Raw genomic sequence first — 21,700 nt, 5'->3', positions numbered from 1 at the left:
TTTGCGCCGCCTGCTCGGCCTCTTGAGTGCAGCGCCCCGGGTAAGCTGCCGCGATCACCCGAAGATGGCTGATCTCAAGCCGATGCGTTGCGTTGCGGCCGCATTTGCTCTCAAATCGCAACTCTTACGCATCACATTGGGTCGCCCGCATGTTGACGGTTTTCTGCGCTCCCGCGAGATATGTTCAAGGCCGCGACGCGACGATGTCGCTCGCATCGGAGCTTTCGCGGCTCGGCATTGCGGGAAAGGCGCTGATCATCGCGAGTCCGACCGCGCGCAAGACGTTGGAGCCGGTTTGGCGCGAGACGTTCCCAGCCGCCGGACTCGACTATGCGATTCTGGATTTCGGCGGCGAATGTTCCTTTGCGGAGATTGCCAGGGGCAAGGAAGAGGCGCGCCGGGTCTCGGCCGCGTCGATCGTCGGCGCCGGCGGCGGCAAGACGTTGGACGCCGCCCGCGCCGTCGCCGCGGAACTTGCGCTTCCCGTCGCCTGCTGTCCAACGACGGCGTCGAGCGACGCGCCCTGCAGCGCGCTTTCGGTCGTCTACACCGAGGACGGGGTGTTCGAGAAATGCCTCTTTTACCGGCGCAACCCCGATCTTGTTCTTGTCGACAGCACGGTCATCGCGCGCGCGCCGGTGCGCCTGCTGATTTCGGGCATGGGCGACGCGCTCGCCACTTTTTTCGAAGCGGACGCCACGATCCGCGCGCATCGCAAGAACGTCGCCGGCGGACTGAGCACGATCGCCGCGGCCGCGATCGCCGAGCTCTGCTACAAAACGCTCCTCAACGACGGGATATCCGCCGTCGCCGCGGCGCGGGCCGGGTCGATCACGCCCGCTCTTGAGCGCATCATCGAAGCCAACACGCTGCTCTCCGGCCTCGGGTTCGAGTCGGGCGGCCTTGCAGTGGCGCATTCGGTCCACAATGGGCTGACGGCCGCGCCGGAAACGCATGATCGGCTGCATGGCGAAAAGGTCGCTTTCGGCACGCTGGTGCAGCTCGTTCTGGAAGGACGGCCGCGTTCGACGGTCGACGAAGCGATGGGATTTTGCCTTTCGGTCGGCTTGCCTGTGACGCTTACCGAACTCGGGCTCGCAAATCTTTCGCGCGAGACGGCGCGGGCGATCGCCGAGCGCGCCGTCGCCGTCGGCGAGAGCGCGCATAATGAACCCTTTGAGGTGACCGCTGCGACTCTCATGGACGCGATATATGCCGCCGACTCCATGGGCGCCGCCTTCAAGGCGCGCGTTTCATAGCAGGCAGGCGCGCAATACTCCGACCGACGCGCGCCTATTCCGACAAAGACGAAAGAATGGCGTCGGCGGCGCGAAGGGCGAGCGCGGCGATGGTGAGCGTCGGGTTGGCGGTTCCACCGGTCGGGAACACGGCGGCGCCGACCAGAAAAAGATTGCGGTGCGCATGGGCGCGCAGGTCCTTGTCGACGACCGACGTCGCCGGGTCCGCGCCCATGCGCGCCGTGCCCATGATATGCCCGGCGCCTTGGGCGTCGTCCTTGTGCCAAAACGCCTCCACGCCGATCTTCGCAAACATGTCTTCATGCAGATGTTTGGCGTTGGCGAGCGCGCGTTTGGTGTAGCGGTCGAGTTGAAAGAAGATCGTTGGGCGCGGCAGACCGGTCTTTTCGATTTGCGTCCGATCCAGCGTCACCCTGTTGCTCGCCAGAGGGAGTTGCTCCGTCAATGCGGCCACGCGAATGTGACGCGACGTCTGCTCCCTGAGCGCCGTGTCGAGCGCCTTTCCGCGCAGGCCGCTCAGCGCCAGTTCGCGCGCGGTCGATTCAGGCGCACCCGTCGGCCAATTCCACCCTTCATTGCCAAATTCGAATCGCAAAGCCGAATTTGCGCCGCGGTCTTTCAGATCTCGATAATTCTCGATCCCCGATGTCGCTCCAGGTCCCCGATAAGGCCAGACGGGTTGGCGCGTGAGGGCCCAGCTGAGCTGGATCGGATGGTCCATTAGATTTCGGCCGAGCTGATCCGAGCGATTGGCGACGCCGCCAGGAAAGGACTCGGAGGCCGAGGCCAGCAGGAGTCGCGGCGTCTCGACGCCGTTGCCGGCGACGCAGACCGCGCGCGCGAACACGCGTCCGGTCGCGCCATCGGATCGTATGAACCTGACCGCTTCGACGCGCCCGTCCGGGCGGCATTCGATGAAATTGGCGCAGGTCTCCGTCAGCAGCCGCGCGCCGAGAGATTGGGCGCGCGCGACGTGAATGGTCGCGTCATATTTCGCTTGGATCGGACAGATGGGAATGCAGCTGGCGCTGCCGTGACAGGCCGGTCGATCGCCGGACGCCTTCGAGAGTCGCGCCTGCGGGGTCGGGCGGACCTTATAGTCGGCCTCCTGCAACGCGTTGCGCCATGCGCGATCGAGAAAGCTCTGCGCGATCGGCGGAAAGGGGTAGGGCGCGGAGCGTGGCGAGCCAAGATCGTCGTCATTGTCTCCGGCGACTTCGAGTTCCTGTTCCGCCTCGCAATACCATGGCTCGAGATCGGCGTATGAGATCGGCCAATCAATGCCGAGGCCAAAGCGCGATTTCATTTCGAAATCGTCGGGAACCAGTCGAATGGCTGTGCCCAGCCAGTGCCACGTCGTGCCGCCGACCTGGCGCAAATAGGTCGAGTTGAATGGGCGAGGCCCTTTCTGCGCGTAGAACGCATAGGGCTTGTCCGACTCGGGGTGCGGCGCGAACGCGGCCTGCTCATAAGCCGACTCGGGAGTCTTTGCAGAAGCGCTCTGGTATCGTCTCACCGAGGCGGCGCGGTCGACGCGAGGGCCGGCCTCCATAATAATGACTGTCGCGCCTTTGCGCGCTAGGCGAGAGGCGACCAATGCGCCGGCGACGCCAGAGCCGATGACCAAGACGTCGGCATGAATATCCATATGGAACGCCTCACTCCTTGGTCGGTGCAAGCGCCCAACTCGCGGCTTCGCCGGGAACGCCGCCTGGGCGCGCAAATTCCATCGCGTCCCACATCAGCGCGCCCGTGTAATCGACGCAAATCATGCGTCCAGAGTCGACGGTTTGACCGGAATACCAGTCCGCCACAATTCTTCGCGCAAGACCCTCCGAGTTTTTGTCTTGTAGAGGGACCAAGCTGCTCAACGCGCCGCGATCGAGTCCAAGACTCCGCAGATAAATCCGAGCCGAATCGACCTGAAGACGCGTGCGTCCCGTTAGCTCGGCGCTGAGGCGAAGAAAATCGGCGAGATCGGAGGTCTCGGCCAAACCGGCCCGATCTGCGATGCAGGGCGTGAGCGCGCCGAGCGCGCAGCCGATCAGAAGCTTCCGACGCGAGACGTCACGATTCTTTGCGCGCATGGCATTCTCGTTTTTCAAAGGGCCCTTCGGCATGGCTGCGATAATCGTTTGCCCTTCAGCGTTCCCGTAAGATCTTCTTGTCGAAGGCTTCGATAGCCTCCTGCGACGGGGCGGACGTCAGCAATTCGCCGAGAACAGACGGCGGCGCCGTGATGTCGTGACTATACCGCAGCCCAGCTTCGACGGTTTGTCGATCGGGGAAACTCGCAAGCAGCAAGGTACGTTCGGCGCTCTTGACGATCGCGGCGACGCTTTCGAGCTGCTTCTCCCAATCTTTTTCATGCCGCATGAGCCTGCCGAGATATACCGCGACGCCATCCGCGCCCGCCTCCATCGCGACATAGGCCTGCGCCGCCGTGAACACCGCTGTCGCCAGAGATGCGCAGCCTATGTCTTTCAGCGCCCGGCAGCACGCGAGGCTCGTTGCAGTCGGCGCAAGTTTGATCCAAAGCTTTTTTTCGCGGGCGGTCTTCAGATCGTCGAGATAGAGAATTGCTTGCCTCCGGGTCTCGTCGGGGCCTCCAACCGCCTGAATCATCAGCTGCCGAATTGCGCCGATCTCAGCGGACATTCCGCAAAGCTTGCGCGCCGCGGCGACGTACGCATCCAATGACAACGTTTCCGCGCCGGCGGCGCGGGCCATCAGCGCCGGATTGGTGGTGAATCCCTGCACGCCCGGAAATTTCAGCGCGTCCAGGATAGCATTTTGATCCGCCGTATCGACGAGAAGCATCGCGTCTCACCTTATTCTGGCTGGGGACGTGTTCACGCAGGCTTTTTCCTTGCGCTCAACACGACGCTTTTCGGATTGGCGAGAATGGCGTCCCAGAAGTTTTGTCCGTAACGCTCAATTCCTTCCTTAGACACGGCGAACGGCGTCCATTCGGCGTCAGCAAACCCTGCCTGCGCCAGCGCGTCTTCATAAGCGCGACGGCTCCACTGGGTGAATTCGATCCAAAATTTTTCTTCGCCGACAAACGTCATCCGCACGCGCAGGCGCATGGGACCTTCCCCGATCTCCTCGAGAAAAAACCCATAAGGAAGCGTATCCTCGCGGCCGTTGATGAAGTCCGGATTGGGCACGACGGCGACCAATCTGCCGTCGGGAATCACATTCGCCGCTACAGATCTGAACATTCGCCCGAGCGTCTGCTCGTCCTCGGCATAATTGAACAGAAAGGCGGCGGTCGCGACGTCGAATGCCCCCAAGACCGCCGTCGTTGCGGCGTCGCCGACCTCGTAGGTGACGCCAAGTGGATTTTGGATCTCTTCATGTCGGGCGACGTCAATCATCGCGGGCGACAGATCCACGCCGAGCACATTCTTTGCGCCAAGTCTTTTGAGAAGCCGGGAATAATGGCCCGTCCCGCATGCGTAGTCGATCGCGCTCGCGCCTGAAAGATCGCCGAGAATCGATTGGACGGTCGGCGTTTCAAGGAAATTCGTATGGTCATCCTTCCGCGCCGCCGAATATTGCCGGCTGATTGTTCGATATTGGTCGCTCATGCGTATGTCCCGGAAAGTCGCTGCTAGATCACGCTGCATTTGGGCGGAATCGCCCAAATGCAGATAACGTGATCGATTCCCAAAGTTTAGAGTGCGCTCTACGCGAAAAACCGGTTCCCGCTTTTTCGCGGCGCGCTCTAGGCTTCAAGATTTGGAACTTATTCCTTCAGCTCGACAGTGACCATGGGTTCACCAAGGAACGCTGCCGCGACGGCCTCTTGAGGCGATTTGGCGAGGCCTGCGCTTGCGAGCTGATCGCATCGTGTTCCAACCCTATCTCTCTTACGGACGCCACTGCGTCGGCGACGCTGCTAGGCTAGCGCCAAGTATGGAGATCGGTATGGAGAGAACCGAACAGTCAAACGCGACGGGCCCCCGATGCGCCGGCGCAGCGCGGCGGTGACGCCAGGTGGCGTTCGCCGGAAAAGCTCTACTCGCCGGCGTCGGGGTCGCCCTCGTTCTAGCTTTGGCCGTCCTGTTCTTCGCGTGGTCGGGTCTCTACAACGTCGCGGCCAGCCAGCCTCATTGGGCGCTCACGCGCTGGTTCCTTGACTTTGGTTTGCGGCGTTCCGTTGCGACGCACAGCGCCTCCATCACGCCGCCGCCGCTCGATGATAAAAATCTGGTGATCCTCGGCGCCGGCCATTTCGACGGAGGCTGCGCGTCTTGCCACTGCGCGCCGGGGGGGCACAGCGACCCGATCGTCGATCGCATGCTCCCAGAGCCGCCCGAACTCGGCCACGCCGCAGCCAACTGGCCGACAGAGCAGCTCTTCTGGATCGTCAAGCATGGTCTGAAGTTTACTGGAATGCCGGCGTGGGTCGCGCAGCAACGCGACGACGAAGTGTGGGCCGTTGTCGCTTTTCTGCGCGCCCTTCCGCAGATGAGCGCGAGCCAATATCGGCTGTACGCCATCGGCGACCCCGAGGCGCGGCCGAATGATGGCGCGGAGATCGCCCGGAACGGCATGACGATGGAGGCGCTGACCCGATGCGTGCGCTGCCATCGTGGCGATGCGCAGCCCAGAAGCGCGCTCGTGCCCCGCCTTGCCGGACAGTCACAGGCCTATGTTGAACGCGCGCTGCGCGATTTCGCCAGCGGTTCGAGGCCGAGCGGAATCATGGAGCCGATCGCCGTGGCGCTGGACGCCGCCGCGATCACGGCGCTGAGCGCATATTACGCGGGCGCGCCGAACCCAGCGCCGAGCGCGCCGCCGATCGAGTCGAACGCCGATCAGATCGCGCGCGGCAAAGAAATCGCGACAAAAGGCGTCGCGGAGTCGGGCGTCCCGCCCTGTCTGGTTTGCCACGGCGACACACGCGCGCCGTCCTTTCCAAAGCTCGACGGTCAATACGCGCCCTATATCGTCGGCCAGATCGAGAACTGGAAACGCGGGCTGCGTAAAAAGTCGGGATATGGAGCGATCATGGGGACGATCGCTTCGCGTCTGACGGACGAGCAGGCGCGAGACGTCGCCGCCTATTTCGCGAGCGTCGCGGCTCAAACTGCGGAAAAACTGAAACCGCCTAACCTGCCGTCGCGCCGTGGAGGCCCCCGTGCGCGATAGAAAGCGATCCTTGCGCATCGCCCGCGCCGCTCCGGCCTGCCTGCTGCTCGCGGGATGCGAGGGCGTTCAATCGACGCTCGCGCCGACCGGACCACAGGCGCAACATATTGCGCAACTCTTCTGGGTCATGGTCGCGGGAAGCGGCGCGATCGTGCTCATGGTCACTCTCCTGACGGCGATCGCGCTATTTGCGCCGCCGCGCCGCAGGGCGTTCCTGGCCGGCGATACTGTCGTGCTTGCCGGCGGGCTGGTCTTCCCCGTCGTCACGCTCTCCGCGCTCCTCGTCTACGGACTGGTTATGCTTGGCGCGGGGCCGGGAAAGATGGCGGCGAGTCCGGTTGGAATAGAGGTGGCGGGCGAGCGCTGGTGGTGGCGCGTCGTCTATCGCGACGGCGCCGGCGCCGCGGTCGAGAGCGCCAATGAGTTGCGCATTCCGCTCGGCCGCGCGGTCGAGATCGAACTCACGAGCGACAATGTCATCCATAGTTTCTGGGCGCCGAGATTGGCCGGCAAGCTCGATATGATTCCGGGCCGCAAGACCGCGCTGACGCTGAGCGCCGAAAAAGCTGGCGTGAGCAGGGGCCAATGCGCGGAATATTGCGGCGGGCCGCATGCGCTGATGGCGTTCAACGTCGTGGCGATGCCGCAGAATGAATATGACGAATGGCGATTACGGGAGTTTCAGCCTGCGCAGGAGCCCACGACGCAGGAGACGCGAGAGGGCAAGGCGCTGTTTCTTTCGCACGGCTGCGGCGCGTGCCACACAATCCGCGGAACGCCTGCGGCCGGCCGGCTCGGACCCGATCTTACGCATGTGGGCGGCAGGATCTCGATCGGCGCCGCGATCCTCGCGACGGACGAAGCCTCCATCGCGCGATGGATCACGCACAATCAAGACATCAAGCCCGGCAATCTGATGCCGGCCTTTGACATCTTCAGCGGAAGCGAACTGCTCGCCCTGTCGCGCTATCTCGCGAGCCTGCGTTGAAGCTCCGCCGCCGTCTGGGCGCAGCTTTTTACATGCCCTGGACGACGGGTTCGCCGGCGTTGAGCCAGGCGAGGATGCCGCCGCCAAAATGTGTGTCGGCGTCGCGACGGCCCAGGAGCCGCGCCTGCTCCATCGCCGACACCGAGCGCTTGCCGGAGCGGCAATAGATGACCACTTGCTGGCCCTCGCCGGCGACCGGCAGTTGGCTCGGATCGAATTTCGACAGCGGATTGAAGATCGCGCCGGCGATATGGCCCGCCGCATATTCGTCAGCCTCTCGCACGTCGACAAGCAAGACCCGCCCTGTTGCAAGTCCTGACTTCAACTCTTCCAGACTGATGTCATTGAATGGGCTGCCTGTGCTCATGATGCTCAATCCTCCTATGATCCAGCATGACATTCTCAACGCCTCGCGCTTAGAAGTCCTGCGGCGAAGTCCTGCGGCTGACGCGATGCTTGCGTCTGACGATGCGCTATCGGGCCTATACCACGGTTCGCGGCGCGCTCCAGGCGTTCCATCGCCATCTTTATTGCAGGCTCGATCCGCTTTACGGGCGGGCGGCCCCATTCTAGAAATTCTCGCCGCCGACTGGAACACCGAAAAACCGTAGCATTCATCTGACGGCCAAGAACGAAAAAAGGGCGACGGTCAATAGCTCGACCGAGCGCCGCCGCACGCGACGGTCGTCGACTTTGGAACGTTGCATATGCTGGGCGCTCTTGAGATTGCCGGGATCGAATCCTCGCCATTGCCCCTATGCACGGGAAACACGGATCATGAGCATGGAACGCCGCGCCTTTCTTCTTGGAGCGTCGACTCTCGCGGCCGGCGCAGCCGCGACGGCTTCGCCGACGACAAGCGAGACGAGTTCGCCGGACGCGGCGGGTCACCAAGACGGCGCGCTGGCGCCCAATGGCGGCCAGAGCCTCTTCGCGCGCGTCAATGGCGTCAAGCTGCATTATGTGCGCGTCGGCGCCGGCCCTAACGTGGTCTTGCTTCACGGCTGGCCGCAGACCTGGTTCGCGTGGCGCAACACGATGGAGCGCCTCTGCTCGCGGTTTACGCTGATCGCCCCCGATCTGCGCGGACTCGGCCTGTCTGAACGGACCGCGGCGGGATATGACAAGCAAACCGTCGCGGGCGACGTTCGAGCGCTCATTGACCAGACGGCCGGGGGGCGCGCCCATGTCATTGGCCATGATATGGGCGGGAAAGCCGCCTTCATGCTCGCCCACCTTCACCCTGAGCATGTCGAAAAGCTCGTTCTGGTGGATTGCCTGATTCCGGGCACGGAGAACATGGACGCGTTGCGCGGCGGCGCCTGGCATTACGGATTTCACATGGCGCCAGATTTTCCGGAAATGCTGACCAAGGGCCGCGAGCGCGATTATATCACGGCGCAGATCCGCGCCTGGTCCCACAAGAAGGACGCGGTCCCAGACGCCGCGATCGCAGAGTTCGCCAAACATTACGCCTCGGAGGGCGGCATGACGGCGGGATTCAACTATTACCGAGCGCTCAAAGATGACGCCGCCGCGGCCGCATCCTTGAAGGGCCGCAAGCTCGACATGCCGGTGCTGGCGATCGCAGGGCGACACAGCGTTGGCGAAAGACTCGCGGACGCGCTCCGACCGCAGGCGAAGAATTTAAGGTCTGTGATCGTGGACGACAGCGGCCACTTCGTCGCCGACGAAGCGCCGGAGCAATTTTGCGCGCAGATTGAGGGATTCCTGTCCGCTTAACGGCATTGCGGGATATCCCGAACGCGCCGTAGCGCTCTGCGCGACTGGGTTAACCCGTATTGCGCAAGCCCGCCGCAATGCCGTTGATCGACATCAGGATGCCTTCGCGAATGTCTTCGCCGCGCTCGCCCGCGCGATGGCGGCGGATCAATTCGACCTGCAGATAGTTGAGCGGCGCGATATAGGGGAAGCGGTGCCGGAGCGATCGCGCGAGCGTCGGATTGTCCGCGAGCCGCTCCTTGGAGCCGAGAAGTTTTTCGAGCGCGTCATTGGCGCGCGCATGTTCCGCCTCGATCATGCCGAAAATGCGCGCGGCAAGCGCCTTGTCCTCGACGAGTCCGGCGTAATGATGCGCGATCGACATGTCGGTCTTGGAGAGGATCATGTCGATGTTCGAGAGCAGCGCGCGAAAAAACGGCCATTCTTCGCTCATCCGGCGCAGAAGCGCGAGCCGCGCTTTCTCGTCCTCTTCGATGAAATGCGCGATCGCCGATCCAAAGCCGTACCAGCCCGGCAGCGCGACGCGCGCCTGCGCCCAGGAAAAGCTCCACGGGATGGCGCGCAGATCCTCGATGCGGCGCGAAGGTTTGCGCGAGGCGGGACGCGAGCCGATGTTGAGCGAGGCGATTTCCGAAATCGGCGTCGACGAAAAGAAGAAATCGACGAAGCCTTCGGTGCCATAGACAAGTCCGCGATAGGCGGCCATGCCGGCCTGCGATAATTCTTCAGCAGCCTCCAAGAACTCCGGCGCCGGAGTCTTGTGCGCGGAGAGCAGCGTCGCTTCCAGCGTCGCCGCGACGAGCAGTTCCAGGTTGACGTGGCCGATCTGCGGATTGGCGTATTTCGCCGCGATGACTTCGCCCTGCTCGGTCAGGCGGATCTGCCCGTTCACCGTGCCCGGCGGCTGCGCGAGAATGGCGTCGTAGCTCGGTCCGCCGCCGCGTCCGACGGTTCCGCCGCGCCCGTGGAAAAGGCGCAGGGCGACGTTCGGCGCCGAGGCGAAAAACTCCGCGAGCGCCGTCGAGGCGCGGTAGAGCTCCCAGATGCTCGTCAGGATCCCGCCGTCCTTGTTGGAGTCGGAATAGCCGAGCATGACGTCCTGCTGCCCGCCGGAATTGACGACGAGCTTGAGGATGCCAGGGAGCGCATAAAATTCCTGCATGATCGGCGCAGCGTTGCGCAAATCCTCGATCGTCTCAAAAAGCGGCACGATGATGAGATCGGCGATGACGCGCTGCGCGTCGCGCGGATCGAGCGTGCCGCGCATCAAGCCGCATTCCTTCTGCAGCAGCAGCGCCTCGAGCAGGTCGCTGACCGTTTCGGTGTGGCTGATGATGTAATGGCGGATCGCCTCGTCGCCATAGAGCCGTCGCATCTCGAGCGCGCGTTCCATGATCGTCAATTCGCTCGTGGCGCGGTCGCTGTATGTCGCGCCCGGCAGGCGCACCGGCCGCGGATCGCCGAGCAGCCTCAGCAGCAGCTGCTGCTTCTCGGTTTCCGGGAGCGCGGCGTAATCGTCGACGACGCGGGCGGCTCCGAGAAGCTCGGAGATGGTCTCCTCGTGGCGGTCGGAGCTTTGCCGCAGATCGAGCGTCGCAAGGTGAAAGCCGAAGACTTCGACGGCGCGGATCAGCGGCTCGAGCCGCTGCGTGGCGATGACTTCGCTGTGATGCACCCGCAGCGACTCATCGATGGTGACGAGATCGGCGAGCAGCGCCCATGAATTGGCGTAGGGCTCGCCCGGCGCCACGGCGTGGCGCGCCGCCTGGCCGCCGGTCAGCTTCTCCAGCGTGCCGGCGAGGCGCGAATAGACGCCGATGAGCGCGCGGCGATAGGGCTCGTCGTCCCGATGCGGATTGTCGTCGCCCGAGCGAGCCGCAAGCGCCTCGAGCGCCTTGGTGCAGCCGGCGTAACGCCGCGACATCGAAAGTTCCGCGCCGAGCTCATGCACTTCGATGAGATAAAAGCGCAGCACGGTTTCGCACTGCATGCGCAGGGCGGTCGAAAGCGACTCCGCCGTCACATTCGGATTGCCGTCGCGGTCGCCGCCGACCCAGGCGCCCATGCGCAGGAACGGCGGCACGCGCAGTCCGTCGAGACGCTGTTCGATGTCGGCGTAAAGGCGTGGGATCTCGCGCAGGAAGGTGCTGCGATAATAGCTCAGCGTGTTCTCGATTTCGTCGCGCACGGTCAAGCGCGAATGACGCAACAGCTCGGTCTGCCAGAGCTGCGAGACGCGGGCGCGAAGCTGCATCTCGTTTTGCGCGCGCTCGGCCTTGCCGCGCATATGCTCGCGCGCGGCGAGCAGTTTGAAGATCGCGTGTTCGGCGTCGAGCAGGCTCTTGCGGCGCACTTCCGTCGGATGCGCGGTCAGCACCGGCGAAATCCAGCCGCGCGCCAGCGCCTGGGCGATCTTGCCGGCGCCGACGGCGGCCTTGCGCAGACGCGCGAAGGTTGTGGCGAGGCTAGGCGCGCCGGTGAAGGCGCCGCTCGCCTGGGCGCGGGCGCGCTGCTGCAGCGGATGCAGGTCTTCGGCGATGTTCGCAAGATGCGAGAAATAGCTGAAGGCGCGAATCACGGTGCGCGCCTCTTCCGCCGTCAGCGCGCGCAGCAGCGCGTCGAGATTCCTGTCGGCCTCGGCGTCGCCGTTGCGGCTGGCGGCGACGGAGAGCCGCCGGATCGTCTCGATGCGTTCGAAGGCCGCGGTTCCTTCATGTTCACGAACCGCGTCGCCGAGCAGGCGCCCGAGCAGGCGAATGTCCTCGATGAGGGACTCGTCGCCTTTCGTCGTGTCGGGCTCCGCCGGAGCGGTCGTAACGAGATTTTCCTGCGCCTGCGCCTCGAGCTGCATGATCTGTCGCGACCTTTAAACTTTCCGCGCCTCAAGGCGCCTCTATGCCAGCTATAGCAGGCTTCGGGCGCCTTTTCGACGCGGCACTTGTTCGAGGCGACGTCGCCCCTTATAGACGTCGGCGACGATGCGTTCCGCCTAATCTCCGCACTTTGCGGCGCTAATGGTCAAAGCCATGCTCGACACAACCGAAATTCTTATCTTCGCCGGGGTCGGCCTGGTCTTTGCCTTGGGCCTGCTTGCATTCTGCAAATGGTCGGGCGCGGCCGTCCAGCGGATCGCCGCCTATGCGCTGATTGCGCTGTGCTTCCTCTACGTCGGCTTCGCCTTTCGCGCCGAGGAGCCTGGCCCCTGGGTCGGCGTCGAAATGACCGGCGTCGCCGTCTTCGGCACGCTCGCCGGCATGTCGATCATCGGCTCGCCGTGGTGGGTCGTCGCAGGCCTCGCGCTGCATCCGCTCTACGCGATTTACTTTCACTATATCGGCGCCGCCTCGCAGTTCGCCCCCGCGCCCTTCGTGATCGCCAATGCGGCGTTCGACGTCGCGATGGCGCTTTTCGTCGCTTATGCCGCTCTGCGCGGCGGGCGAAAGAGCGCGACGCGCGCCGAGGAGACGTTTGAGGCGCCGCAGCGCAAACTCGCCGCGCGGTCACAGCATCGGTCGCAAAGCCGCGACGCCGGAGGTCCGGCGTGAACGCGCCCGCCGACTTCTCCTTGCGCTACGACTGGGGCGTCGAAGAGATCGTCGCGATACATGATCAGCCGCTGCTCGATCTCGTCGCGCAGGCGAACGCCGTTCATCGCCGCTTTCACGACGTCAGTGACGTGCAGAAGGCGGCGCTGCTGTCGATCAAGACCGGCGGCTGTCCGGAAGACTGCTCTTATTGCCCGCAATCGGCGCATCACCGCGAAGTGAAGCTCGACCGCGTCGATCTCCTGGAGACGGCGGAGGTGCTCGCCGCCGCGAGAACCGCCAGAGAAGCCGGCGCAGATCGCTTCTGCATGGGCGCCGCCTGGCGCTCGGCGCCCGAGGGCAAGCGCTTCGACGCCGTGCTCGACATGGTGCGCGGCGTGCGCGGGCTCGGCATGGAGGCCTGCGTCACGCTCGGCATGATCAACGAGTCGCAAGCGAAGCGCCTCGTCGACGCGGGGCTCACCGCCTACAACCATAATCTCGACACCGGCCCGGAATTCTACAACGAGATCATCACCACCCGAACCTATCAGGACCGTCTCGACACGCTCAAGGCGGTGCGCGGCGCGGGGCTCGAAATGTGTTGCGGCGGCATTATCGGCATGGGCGAAAGCGTGAAAGACCGCGCCGGCATGTTGCAGACGCTGGCGTCTTTCGATCCGCATCCGGAAAGCGTGCCGATCAACGCGCTGGTCGCCGTCGAGGGCACGCCGCTCGCCGGGCGCGCGCGGATCGACCCGCTCGATCTCGCGCGCATGATCGCGACGACGCGCATCGTCATGCCGAAGGCGCGGGTGCGGCTCTCGGCCGGCCGTTCTTCGCTGTCGCGCGAAGCGCAAATTCTCTGCCTCGTCGCCGGCGCCAATTCGATCTTCTACGGCGAGAAGCTGCTGACGACGGGCAACGCCGGCGTCAATGAAGACGATGCGCTCTTCGCCGCGCTTGCGGCGCGCGAGGCGCGCGCTTCCGCCGCGTCTTAAGAGTCCTCGGCTGGGCCGAAGATCAGCTCGAAATTCCTGCGCAGCGCCGCGTCGACGGAACGCATCTCCGCCGTCACGCCGAGGTCCGCGAGGCTGGTGACGCCAAGGTGGACGTCACGCACGCCGCAGGGCGCGATGCCGGAAAAATGCGTCAGATCCGGCGCGACATTGAGCGCGACGCCATGGAAGCTCACCCATTGTCGTAGCCGAACGCCGATGGCGGCGATCTTGTCCTCCGCCATTTCGCCGTCCCGTCCTTTGGCCTTCTCGGGCCGTTCGACCCAGACGCCGACGCGCCCGGCGCGCCGCTCGCCCGTGACGCCGAAATCGGCGAGCGTCGCGATGATCCATGATTCAAGCGCGCAGACGAAGGCGCGCACGTCGCGTTGGCGTCGCGAAAGATCGAGCATGACGTAAGCGACGCGTTGTCCTGGCCCATGATAGGTGAATTGTCCGCCGCGTCCGGTGCGATGGACGGGAAAGCGCGCCTCGAGCAGATCCTGCTCCTTCGCCGAGGAGCCGCCGGTGTAAATCGGCGGATGTTCGAGCAGCCAGACGCATTCGCGCGCTTCGCCCGAGGCGATCGCGGCGGCGCGCGCCTCCATAAAAGCCACCGCCTCCTCATAGGGGACGAGATCGTCGCTGACGCGCCATTCCACCGGCGGCGCCCCTGTGGGCGCGCGCATCGCCGTATCAGCGGCGGGCGCAGGAGGGCAGGCGGCTTGGCTCATCGCGTCACTCGGATCTCGCCCTGGTCAGGCGGTATATATATATAATATGCTGGTAGAAAGGTTCAGGCATGGCCCTCAACATCAAGAACGCCGAAACCGAGCGACTGATCGATGAATTGGCGCGCGTCTCAGGCGAAAGCAAGACGGCAGCAGTGACGATCGCGGTGCGCGAGCGCCTCGCCCAGTTGCGCGCGAAAGAAAGCGCGCCGCTCGCAGAGAGGCTGGTCGCCATCGGCAAGGAATGCGCGGCGCGTCTCGATCAAAAGACGTTATCCCTCGATCACGATGCGCTGCTCTACGATCGGCGCGGCCTGCCGAAGTGATTCTCGACACCTCCGCCCTGATTGCGATTTTGCGCGCCGAGCCGGAGGCGCTGGCTTTCGCGCAGGCCATCGCAGCCGCAAAAATCCGCCGCGTCTCGGTCGCCAGCTATGTCGAAACCGCCGCCGTCATCGACTCGGCCGGCGATGCCGTGGCGAGCCGCCGGTTGGATGAACTTCTCCAAGAAGCCGGCGTCGTCATAGAGCCGGTGACGGCGGAACAGGCGCGACTCGCCCGCGCCGCCTATCGCGATTTCGGCAAGGGCCGCGGCCACAGGGCAAGACTGAATATGGTCGATTGCTTTTCCTATGCGCTGGCGAAGGCCTTTCGCGAGCCGTTGCTCTACAAAGGCGACGACTTCACGCATACGGATGTGCGAAGCGCCTTGTGAAGGACAGCAGCCGCTTGTCATCTTGGAGCCGATTTGTTAGACGCAGCGCGCCGGCGCTTCGCGTTAAGCGGAGCGTCCTTGCGGCCGTGGCGGAATTGGTAGACGCGCTAGCTTGAGGTGCTAGTTGGGCAACCAGTGGAGGTTCGAGTCCTCTCGGCCGCACCAAAAGCCATCGGCTTTTCAGCAGAGACTTAGTAAGTCGAAGGGGCGGGTCATCGGCGCCCGCCACTTCCGTTTCTTTGTTGCAGCCGCGCGCGAACGCTCAGTCAAACATCATGCCGTGATGGCCGTAATAGCGCTGATCCGGCCAGTTATAGCCCTGACGCTTCACCGGGGCGCCGGCGCGGCGCGCCGGATCGCAGGCGGCGGCGTAACGATCTTTCGCCTTCATTTCGCAATTCAGGCTCCGATTGTCGCCGACGTCGTCGAAGAGGTGGAAGGCGGCGGCAGGCGCGCTGAAGGCCAGCGCACTGGCAAGCACGGTGGTCAGGGCAAGCAAGCGGGACATTGTCTCGATCCTTTCAGTCGCTTCGGCAAACTGGCGTAATCTCCGCCGCGCCAAGCGCATGGACGTAATATGTGTGCAGCCCGATCAATTGAAAATTAGAAAGAATGAATATTATTCATTCGTTTAATCTATGCACTCTGCTGCATTCCTGAGCGAATTCCTAGGGAGCGGGCGAAAACTACCAATAGCTTAGACAGCCGAGAACTGAGGCCTGCGTCTCGGCGGCGCCAAGGTTAGCGCCATAAGAAGCGCCCCGAACTCGCCCGGCCGGTTACGGCGCCGCAGCGGGCAAACATCAGCCACATTCCCCAAGGCAATATGGTCGCGCTGGCGCTTGGTCAGTGCAAGCCGCCTGCTCGATCTTCGCAAATGAGCGCGCCGCGCGCCTTGTGCGCAGACGCGAGGCGTTCAACGCCGCTCTTTTGGTTCGACGGCGCCCGGAGAGGGAAGCATGGCTGTGTCGTTAAGAGACCGCAGGCCGCCGCCAAAGGCCGACACTATCGAGACGCGCGCCCGCTATGCCTGGCATGATATCGAAGGCGATTGGCGCGCGGCGTCGCCGCGGCCGGCGGGTTCGCGCCGCCAGTCCTACGCAAACGCGTCCGAACGCAACTTCGAAAGGGTTGAGCGGTTCTTCTACATTGGCGCTGCGGCGCTTGTCGTCGTCGGCACCGCGATCGTCGTCGGCTCCGCGTTCTGGGGAGAGCTTCCGCAGAATGGCGATCCCGCGGATTCGATGACGCCTCAAAAAATAACGCCTCCCGCGCCGCGCGGGGCGCCGAGCCAAGCGGGTTCGGGGGCGCCGGCCGCCAATTTGCGATCGCAGGATCAGCCCCCTTCAATCATCGCCGGACCGGTGGCGCCGACAGCGACGCCAGAACGCGCCGCATCGGCGCAGGACGGCGCAGAATCGGCGCCGGGCGCTCAAGCGTCGAACCCTCTCGCGTCATCCATCGCCAACCTCGAACTCGAGCCTGAATTTCTCAGTGACGGCATCGCGGGAAAGCGCAGATCGGCGCGCCGCGGGGCGCAAGATGATTCGTCGGCGACGGCGTACGTCGCGGCCGAACAGGAGCCGCCCGCGTCCGAGGCGCGAACCGGCAAATGCTACGTCAGGATTTCGGGACGCGTGCTCAATAGCGGGGTCTGTCAGATCTCGCGAAAAGGCGGCGCGGTGGTCTTCCAATATTCCGGTCAGACGCTGACGCTTTCTCCGGCCAGGGGGAAAAGCTGGTCTGCGGCGCTCGGCGGCAAGACTCTCGGAAATGTTTACAAGAGCGGATCCTGCTGGAGTTCAAAGAGCACCTATATCTGCGATCGGGGCGGCTAGCTAGAGCGCCGCGATGACGGCGATCTCGACCTTGTAGGCCGGCGCCACGAGCTTCGCTTCGACGGTGGCGCGCGCGGGCGGATTGGCCTTGTCGACCCATTCGTCCCAGACGCCGTTCATCTCCGCGAAGGTCGCGATATCGGCAAGATAGATCGTCGCGGACAGGATATTCGCCTTGGCGCTGCCGGCTTCAGCGAGAAGCGCGTCGATCTGCGCGAGGATTTCGCGAGTCTGATCGGCGACCGATCCGCCCTTGGTTTTGTCGGCCACCTGGCCGGCCGTATAGACGGCGTTGCCGCGAACGACCGCCTGGCTCATGCGCGGACCCGCGCCGATCCTTTTAATGTTGCTCATCTCGCCTCCATGCTGCCGCGCCGGTCTAGGCGAAGCGCGTGTCGCGGGCAAGCCGGGATGAAGCCGAACGCGGCGAAACCGCCGCGCGGCGCCTGGACCACGGCAGGAAAGGCGGCGCAAGCATCAGTGCTAACGATCGATGCGCAATAGTTTGGCGTGTTTGCAACTATGAAGCGGAGGCGGGTCGAGTCTGGCGAAGCGCAATCCATTGCGGCGAATTAGTCGCGCTGCGAGCGTCTGGCCACCGAAAGCTCACGGCGCAAGGGCCGCGCTTGGCCGCCTGTTTGGCTTAGACGATCAGCGCCGCCTCCCGTGTCCTGCTTTAGGCGCGCTTTAGGCGCGCGCTCGAAGCGAGCATATGGGGTTGTTCAGTCAGTTGCGCTATTCCGACTGAGTGGCCGTTGCGGTCATGCAAAGGCAGCCTTTCGCCAGGCGCCAAGCCTTGGTCCAACAAATCCGCGGCGACGGCGATTAGAATGTTGGCGAGCTCCTGGCTGCGCGAGATGGAATCCCCTCCAAGCGCCGGAGTGCTACATTCGATTGTGAGCTGGAAAGCCATAATGCAAGCCTCCTAATTATTCAGATAAGGCAGTGCGCCCGGCGACAAGAGCCAGCATCTTCAATTAACTCTCTTCGAAACGCCTCACAAGCGATTGTCAACTATATCACGCGGCCGAACACTTTGAAGTCCATTGATTGTGCATGATCTCTGGGCTGGGTCCGGCGGACACCCTGTTCTACGTCGATCCGCCCCTAGACCGAGGGCTACTACTGCGCGGCCTTCCCTCGCGCCGATCACGAGGCTTTGGCGGCGCTTTTAAGGGGCATTAAAGGGCGCTTTGTGCTGACCATGAACGACAGCAAAGAGACGCGCGCCATCTATCGCGAAACCGGCGGACGGATCGAGCGGGCGGCACTGACCTACACCGCCGCCGGCGCCCGTGGCGCAAGCGGGCGGCCGGGATCATCGTGGGAGCCGGTGAGCGCTGAGCCCGTGCTACGAGGGGTGCGGCGAATCTGATCTGTCGCGGGAGGCCATTCGTTTTGTCGCGCTACAGCTACACATCTTGCCGCCCTGGCGGGTCTGGACAAGTCGTTGCGCGCTTTCTATAAGCCCGACACATCGCGTCCGCGCGAGCCCAGGTAGCTCAGTTGGTAGAGCATGCGACTGAAAATCGCAGTGTCGGTGGTTCGATCCCGCCCCTGGGCACCAGCCATTTTTACGAATTGCTGCGATAATCAACTATAATCATATAGTTGCGATAGGCGCGACGCACCCATGCGTATCCAATTCTGCGCCCCGATATCCTGCGACTTGCTGTCTCCGTCTTGCTGACGCCTTGCTGGAACGGTGCTCGAACGCTAACCTTTTTCTCGTTTCGAGTGACGCCTTCCAGCAAAATTGGAGGAGGCATGCGCGACAAAATCACTAAGCGATCGGTCGACGCAATCGAGCCTGCGCTACGCGACACGTTCCTGTGGGACACTGAGATTCCTGGATTTGGCTGCAAGGTCACCCCTAAGGGGGCCCGCATCTATGTCTTGCAATATGGGCGATCTGGTCGCGACCATCGCGTCACCATCGGACGCCACGGCGTCGAATTTACAGCCGAGCAGGCGCGCAACGAGGCACGCCGTCTACGTGGTCTAATCGCCTCTGGCGGAAACCCAGCTCTCGAACGATCGCGAGATCGCTCCGGGCCGACCGTCGCCGCGCTCGGACAGCGTTATATTGATGAATATGCTCGACCGCATAAGAAGCCTTCAGGACTAGCTCAGGATCGACGAAACCTCGACAATCACATCATCCCGCTGATCGGCTCACTCAAAGTCTCAGAGGTCGAGCGCCAAGACATTGCGCGCGTCATGCGGGATGTGGCGGCTGGTAAGACCGCGAAGGACGAGAAGACGAAACTTCAGGGCAGGCGCATTGTGCGCGGTGGCGAAATCGTCGCCAACCGTGTTCAAGCGCTCTTATCGAAAATGTTCGAACTGGCCGAGGACTGGAAATTTCGTCCTCCGAATTCCAATCCGTGCCGCGGGGCCAAGCGCTTTGCGGAACACAAGATAGAACGTTACCTGTCGTTCGATGAATTCGCCCGTCTGGGAAAGGCGTTGGCCGCAGCCGAGGAGGGGCGCTTCGTGCCCGACGTTCAAGGTGCGCCAAGCGAACCCCAAAAAAGTCGCAACGACGGTTGTAAGAAACATCCGAAGCCGCGTTCACAGAATCCACATGCCGTCGCTGCGATTCGACTGTTGCTGCTCACGGGATGCCGACTCGGCGAAATTCTGGAACTGCAATGGTCAAACGTCGATCTCGAACGACGTTTACTACTCCTTCCTGACAGCAAAACTGGGGCAAAGACCGTTTATCTTTCAGAAGCGGCGCTGACGGTTTTAGCACGCGTTGAGCGGATCGAAGGCAATCCGCATGTTTTTCCAGGCAAGCGGCTATCGGAACCGCTCCGATCTATACGGAAACCGTGGGAACATATTTGCAAGGCTGCGCAGCTCCAAAATATCCGGCTGCACGATTTGCGCCACAGTTTCGCGAGCATCAGCGCTGCTAACGGTCTCAGCCTCCCCATAATTGGCGCGCTGCTCGGCCATTCGCAACCGAACGCCACCGCGCGTTACGCTCACCTTGTCGCGTCCCCACTTCATCAGGCCGTGGACGCCATCGGCAAGCAAATCGCGGGCGCGATGAATCGTTTGCCTTAACGACTTGCCGACAGCCGCTCGCTGCTCTCGAGACTTGAGTGCAGTTAATGTTTTCTCTAACGACATCGCTTCCTGCTGCTGACACCCTGTTACAGACGCGGTTGCAGCTCAATAAACTGGCTACCGTTCGTTCGTAGAGTTGGCGGCGCATCTGTTTGCGCCTGAGCAGCAAATGGAGCAGCGCCGTTAGCAATGGCGTTGCGATAGCAAAAGCGGTGAACGAACTATGCACTACATGACCTTTATTCTTTTGAGCTTCAGCGAGCTCAGAGAGCGAGACCGCGAACAGGGCGCTCGCGCTCGCACGGTCGTAGCCCACATGCCTAGAAAAGCTTCCCGAGCGCGATGAGGCGCTTCTTATTCACCTTCGCCGCGACCACGCCCGGAAAGCAGCTCTCAAGATACTCGGTACGGTGGGGCAGAAGATCTCGGGAGCCGACTTATCTTTCGATGCAGGAGGCAAATAGGTTACGGCAGGTCCACTGTCGGGCAGTCAAACTGCTGGCGATCGATCGTTTTTGGAAAGGGGAGCGGCTTATCGCTCATCTGAGTCTTCGGCCGTTCGACGCTGTTCACACGATACGAATTCATTTTCGCTGTGTAGCGCCGCGAGGTTACATCCGAGGCGCGGGTAGTTGCGCGGAGCGCCAAACGCGCGTGCCTGGCGTGTCTCGACGCATAACTCGCGCGTCTCTGGCGCTACATTGTTGATGAACGGCCCGAAGGCGTCATGCTACAGCAATCATGGATCGCCCCACTGAGGAGAGGATTTTGACGCACTGGACATTGGGAATAATAGGTGGATCGGGCCTGTACGAATTCGAAGGCCTGATGGATCGCCGCTGGGTCAAGGTCGACAGCCCATGGGGCGAACCTTCCGATGAATTGCTCTTTGGCGTGGTAGAAGAGACTCGTTTGGTTTTTCTGCCGCGGCATGGGCGTGGTCACCGTCTTCCGCCCAGCGCCATAAACTCGCGCGCCAACATCGACGCCCTAAAACGGGCTGGCTGCACAGACATCTTGTCGGTTTCGGCCGTGGGGTCGCTGCAGGAGGAGTTGGCGCCAGGCATGTTCGCCACCGTCGGTCAGTACGTCGATCGAACGGAAAATAGAGCGAGATCGTTTTTTGACGCAGGCTTCGTCGCGCATGTCTCCATGGCTGACCCAGTTTGCCCTCGTCTGTCCAGCTACGCCAAGGACGCCGCTCGCCAAGTTGGCCTGAGACTGATCGAGAGCGTGACCTATCTTGCAATGGAAGGACCGCAGTTTTCAACGCGCGCGGAAAGCCGGCTGTATCGAAGCTGGGCTTGCGATGTCATTGGCATGACCGCGATGCCGGAGGCTCGACTCGCCCGGGAGGCGGAGCTTCCTTACGCCAATCTTTGCATGATCACGGATTATGATTGTTGGCGCGAAGACAGCGCCGAGGTGGACGTTGCGAGCATTTTGGCGGTGATGCGCGCGAACGCGGGAGGCGCCCAACGTCTGATCGTCGAACTCGCGAAGCGCCTCCGCAACCCCCGGGCGCCTTCGCCGATCGACAGCTGCCTGGATTCCGTTGTTATCAGCGATCCATCGGTGTGGGATCCAAGCCTCCTATCGAAATTGGACGCCATTTGTGGTCGTCTCCTGAAGAAAGCCCGAGAGCCCGCTAGCTAGCTACGAGCCG

General features: G+C 63.0%; 21 protein-coding genes and 2 tRNA genes. 14 read left to right on the top strand and 9 right to left on the bottom strand.

All coding sequences use genetic code 11. The annotated features are described in order from the left end of the window. The first annotated feature begins 149 nt into the window (after positions 1 to 149). The gene (locus tag ACR65W_RS04750) at positions 150 to 1,259 is read left to right on the top strand and encodes a glycerol dehydrogenase (protein WP_434499780.1); all 1,110 of its coding nucleotides are present in this window, start codon (positions 150 to 152) and stop codon (positions 1,257 to 1,259) included. A 34-nt stretch (positions 1,260 to 1,293) separates the two neighbouring features. On the opposite strand, the gene ACR65W_RS04745 is transcribed toward ACR65W_RS04750, so the two are convergent. From ACR65W_RS04745 to ACR65W_RS04730, 4 genes are read right to left on the bottom strand one after another with little or no spacing between them, the layout of a single operon-like run. Continuing rightward, positions 1,294 to 2,907, bottom strand: coding sequence for a GMC oxidoreductase (locus ACR65W_RS04745; RefSeq protein WP_434499779.1), 1,614 nt, complete (start codon positions 2,905 to 2,907; stop codon positions 1,294 to 1,296). A gap of 10 nt (positions 2,908 to 2,917) precedes the next feature. Further along, a complete protein-coding gene (locus ACR65W_RS04740) occupies positions 2,918 to 3,346 on the bottom strand; it encodes a hypothetical protein (RefSeq protein ID WP_434499778.1) in 429 nt (142 codons plus the stop codon). A gap of 55 nt (positions 3,347 to 3,401) precedes the next feature. Next, entirely contained in the window at positions 3,402 to 4,079 is a 678-nt protein-coding gene (locus tag ACR65W_RS04735) for a transaldolase family protein (RefSeq protein WP_434499777.1), read from the bottom strand. Positions 4,080 to 4,111: 32 nt separating this feature from the next. After that, the gene (locus ACR65W_RS04730; RefSeq protein ID WP_434499776.1) at positions 4,112 to 4,852 is read right to left on the bottom strand and encodes a class I SAM-dependent methyltransferase; all 741 of its coding nucleotides are present in this window, start codon (positions 4,850 to 4,852) and stop codon (positions 4,112 to 4,114) included. A 409-nt stretch (positions 4,853 to 5,261) separates the two neighbouring features. Between ACR65W_RS04730 and ACR65W_RS04725 the strand changes: the two genes are divergently transcribed. Both ACR65W_RS04725 and ACR65W_RS04720 read left to right on the top strand, forming a co-directional pair. After that, positions 5,262 to 6,419, top strand: coding sequence for a c-type cytochrome (locus tag ACR65W_RS04725; protein WP_434499775.1), 1,158 nt, complete (start codon positions 5,262 to 5,264; stop codon positions 6,417 to 6,419). 10 nt (positions 6,420 to 6,429) lie between these two features. After that, on the top strand, positions 6,430 to 7,407 hold the full coding sequence (locus ACR65W_RS04720) for a cytochrome c oxidase subunit II (protein WP_434499816.1): 978 nt from the start codon (positions 6,430 to 6,432) through the stop codon (positions 7,405 to 7,407). 28 nt (positions 7,408 to 7,435) lie between these two features. Here the strand turns inward: ACR65W_RS04720 and ACR65W_RS04715 are convergent, their stop codons facing one another. Further along, the gene (locus tag ACR65W_RS04715; protein ID WP_434499774.1) at positions 7,436 to 7,774 is read right to left on the bottom strand and encodes a rhodanese-like domain-containing protein; all 339 of its coding nucleotides are present in this window, start codon (positions 7,772 to 7,774) and stop codon (positions 7,436 to 7,438) included. A gap of 410 nt (positions 7,775 to 8,184) precedes the next feature. On the opposite strand from ACR65W_RS04715, the gene ACR65W_RS04710 reads away from it, so the two are divergent. Then, positions 8,185 to 9,150 (top strand): alpha/beta fold hydrolase, encoded by a 966-nt coding sequence (locus ACR65W_RS04710; protein ID WP_434499773.1) that lies wholly within the window; start codon positions 8,185 to 8,187, stop codon positions 9,148 to 9,150. A gap of 49 nt (positions 9,151 to 9,199) precedes the next feature. On the opposite strand, the gene ppc is transcribed toward ACR65W_RS04710, so the two are convergent. After that, positions 9,200 to 12,001, bottom strand: coding sequence for a phosphoenolpyruvate carboxylase (ppc, locus tag ACR65W_RS04705; RefSeq protein ID WP_434499772.1), 2,802 nt, complete (start codon positions 11,999 to 12,001; stop codon positions 9,200 to 9,202). Positions 12,002 to 12,164: 163 nt separating this feature from the next. Here ppc and ACR65W_RS04700 point away from each other — a divergent pair, with 163 nt between their 5' ends. Both ACR65W_RS04700 and bioB read left to right on the top strand, forming a co-directional pair. Further along, the gene (locus tag ACR65W_RS04700; RefSeq protein WP_434502363.1) at positions 12,165 to 12,695 is read left to right on the top strand and encodes a PTS sugar transporter subunit IIA; all 531 of its coding nucleotides are present in this window, start codon (positions 12,165 to 12,167) and stop codon (positions 12,693 to 12,695) included. Further along, positions 12,692 to 13,675: a biotin synthase BioB gene (gene bioB / locus ACR65W_RS04695; RefSeq protein ID WP_434499770.1), complete on the top strand. Its 984-nt coding sequence runs from the start codon at positions 12,692 to 12,694 to the stop codon at positions 13,673 to 13,675. Before ACR65W_RS04700 ends, bioB begins: the two co-directional genes overlap by 4 nt. Here bioB and lipB read toward each other — a convergent pair. Next, positions 13,672 to 14,361: a lipoyl(octanoyl) transferase LipB gene (lipB, locus tag ACR65W_RS04690; protein WP_434499815.1), complete on the bottom strand. Its 690-nt coding sequence runs from the start codon at positions 14,359 to 14,361 to the stop codon at positions 13,672 to 13,674. The genes bioB and lipB overlap by 4 nt on opposite strands. A gap of 113 nt (positions 14,362 to 14,474) precedes the next feature. On the opposite strand from lipB, the gene ACR65W_RS04685 reads away from it, so the two are divergent. The 3 genes from ACR65W_RS04685 (at position 14,475) to ACR65W_RS04675 (ending at position 15,283) form a co-directional block, all read left to right on the top strand. Next, a complete protein-coding gene (locus ACR65W_RS04685; protein ID WP_434499769.1) occupies positions 14,475 to 14,729 on the top strand; it encodes a type II toxin-antitoxin system VapB family antitoxin in 255 nt (84 codons plus the stop codon). Next, positions 14,726 to 15,118, top strand: coding sequence for a type II toxin-antitoxin system VapC family toxin (locus ACR65W_RS04680; RefSeq protein ID WP_434499768.1), 393 nt, complete (start codon positions 14,726 to 14,728; stop codon positions 15,116 to 15,118). Before ACR65W_RS04685 ends, ACR65W_RS04680 begins: the two co-directional genes overlap by 4 nt. An 80-nt stretch (positions 15,119 to 15,198) precedes the next feature. Next, positions 15,199 to 15,283 (top strand) — tRNA-Leu (locus tag ACR65W_RS04675). A gap of 97 nt (positions 15,284 to 15,380) precedes the next feature. Here the strand turns inward: ACR65W_RS04675 and ACR65W_RS04670 are convergent. Beyond that, complete coding sequence (locus tag ACR65W_RS04670; protein WP_196401290.1) at positions 15,381 to 15,626, bottom strand: hypothetical protein; 246 nt, start codon at positions 15,624 to 15,626, stop codon at positions 15,381 to 15,383. A gap of 451 nt (positions 15,627 to 16,077) precedes the next feature. Here ACR65W_RS04670 and ACR65W_RS04665 point away from each other — a divergent pair, with 451 nt between their 5' ends. After that, a complete protein-coding gene (locus tag ACR65W_RS04665; RefSeq protein WP_434499767.1) occupies positions 16,078 to 16,956 on the top strand; it encodes a hypothetical protein in 879 nt (292 codons plus the stop codon). Here the strand turns inward: ACR65W_RS04665 and ACR65W_RS04660 are convergent, their stop codons facing one another. Further along, positions 16,957 to 17,310 carry a RidA family protein gene (locus ACR65W_RS04660; RefSeq protein WP_029649346.1) on the bottom strand — a complete coding sequence of 118 codons (354 nt, stop codon included), beginning with the start codon at positions 17,308 to 17,310 and terminating at the stop codon, positions 16,957 to 16,959. 850 nt (positions 17,311 to 18,160) lie between these two features. Between ACR65W_RS04660 and ACR65W_RS04655 the strand changes: the two genes are divergently transcribed. The 4 genes from ACR65W_RS04655 to mtnP all read left to right on the top strand — a co-directional run bounded on the left by ACR65W_RS04655 (position 18,161) and on the right by mtnP (position 21,690). Then, complete coding sequence (locus ACR65W_RS04655; RefSeq protein WP_434499766.1) at positions 18,161 to 18,331, top strand: hypothetical protein; 171 nt, start codon at positions 18,161 to 18,163, stop codon at positions 18,329 to 18,331. Positions 18,332 to 18,447: 116 nt separating this feature from the next. Beyond that, positions 18,448 to 18,523, top strand: a tRNA-Phe gene (locus tag ACR65W_RS04650). Between the two features lie 200 nt (positions 18,524 to 18,723). Beyond that, positions 18,724 to 20,031: a tyrosine-type recombinase/integrase gene (locus ACR65W_RS04645; protein WP_434499765.1), complete on the top strand. Its 1,308-nt coding sequence runs from the start codon at positions 18,724 to 18,726 to the stop codon at positions 20,029 to 20,031. 771 nt (positions 20,032 to 20,802) lie between these two features. Then, positions 20,803 to 21,690 carry an S-methyl-5'-thioadenosine phosphorylase gene (gene mtnP, locus ACR65W_RS04640; RefSeq protein ID WP_434499764.1) on the top strand — a complete coding sequence of 296 codons (888 nt, stop codon included), beginning with the start codon at positions 20,803 to 20,805 and terminating at the stop codon, positions 21,688 to 21,690. Positions 21,691 to 21,700: the final 10 nt, after the last annotated feature.

Origin of the sequence: Methylocystis sp., assembly GCF_051062815.1 — a bacterium.
Taxonomy (GTDB): domain Bacteria; phylum Pseudomonadota; class Alphaproteobacteria; order Rhizobiales; family Beijerinckiaceae; genus Methylocystis.
Note: the sequence above shows the minus strand (reverse complement) of the source record. Positions and strands in the feature narration are given on the sequence as shown.

Bases quoted from the DNA above. Each gene is read 5' to 3' on its own strand.
- ACR65W_RS04750 (WP_434499780.1), top strand. From the start codon at position 150: ATGTTGACGGTTTTCTGCGCTCCCGCGAGATATGTTCAAGGCCGCGAC.
- ACR65W_RS04745 (WP_434499779.1), bottom strand. From the start codon at position 2,907: ATGGATATTCATGCCGACGTCTTGGTCATCGGCTCTGGCGTCGCCGGC.
- ACR65W_RS04740 (WP_434499778.1), bottom strand. From the start codon at position 3,346: ATGCGCGCAAAGAATCGTGACGTCTCGCGTCGGAAGCTTCTGATCGGC.
- ACR65W_RS04735 (WP_434499777.1), bottom strand. From the start codon at position 4,079: ATGCTTCTCGTCGATACGGCGGATCAAAATGCTATCCTGGACGCGCTG.
- ACR65W_RS04730 (WP_434499776.1), bottom strand. From the start codon at position 4,852: ATGAGCGACCAATATCGAACAATCAGCCGGCAATATTCGGCGGCGCGG.
- ACR65W_RS04715 (WP_434499774.1), bottom strand. From the start codon at position 7,774: ATGAGCACAGGCAGCCCATTCAATGACATCAGTCTGGAAGAGTTGAAG.
- ACR65W_RS04710 (WP_434499773.1), top strand. From the start codon at position 8,185: ATGAGCATGGAACGCCGCGCCTTTCTTCTTGGAGCGTCGACTCTCGCG.
- ppc (WP_434499772.1), bottom strand. From the start codon at position 12,001: ATGCAGCTCGAGGCGCAGGCGCAGGAAAATCTCGTTACGACCGCTCCG.
- ACR65W_RS04700 (WP_434502363.1), top strand. From the start codon at position 12,165: ATGGTCAAAGCCATGCTCGACACAACCGAAATTCTTATCTTCGCCGGG.
- lipB (WP_434499815.1), bottom strand. From the start codon at position 14,361: ATGCGCGCGCCCACAGGGGCGCCGCCGGTGGAATGGCGCGTCAGCGAC.
- ACR65W_RS04685 (WP_434499769.1), top strand. From the start codon at position 14,475: ATGGCCCTCAACATCAAGAACGCCGAAACCGAGCGACTGATCGATGAA.
- ACR65W_RS04670 (WP_196401290.1), bottom strand. From the start codon at position 15,626: ATGTCCCGCTTGCTTGCCCTGACCACCGTGCTTGCCAGTGCGCTGGCC.
- ACR65W_RS04665 (WP_434499767.1), top strand. From the start codon at position 16,078: ATGGCTGTGTCGTTAAGAGACCGCAGGCCGCCGCCAAAGGCCGACACT.
- ACR65W_RS04660 (WP_029649346.1), bottom strand. From the start codon at position 17,310: ATGAGCAACATTAAAAGGATCGGCGCGGGTCCGCGCATGAGCCAGGCG.
- ACR65W_RS04655 (WP_434499766.1), top strand. From the start codon at position 18,161: ATGAACGACAGCAAAGAGACGCGCGCCATCTATCGCGAAACCGGCGGA.
- ACR65W_RS04645 (WP_434499765.1), top strand. From the start codon at position 18,724: ATGCGCGACAAAATCACTAAGCGATCGGTCGACGCAATCGAGCCTGCG.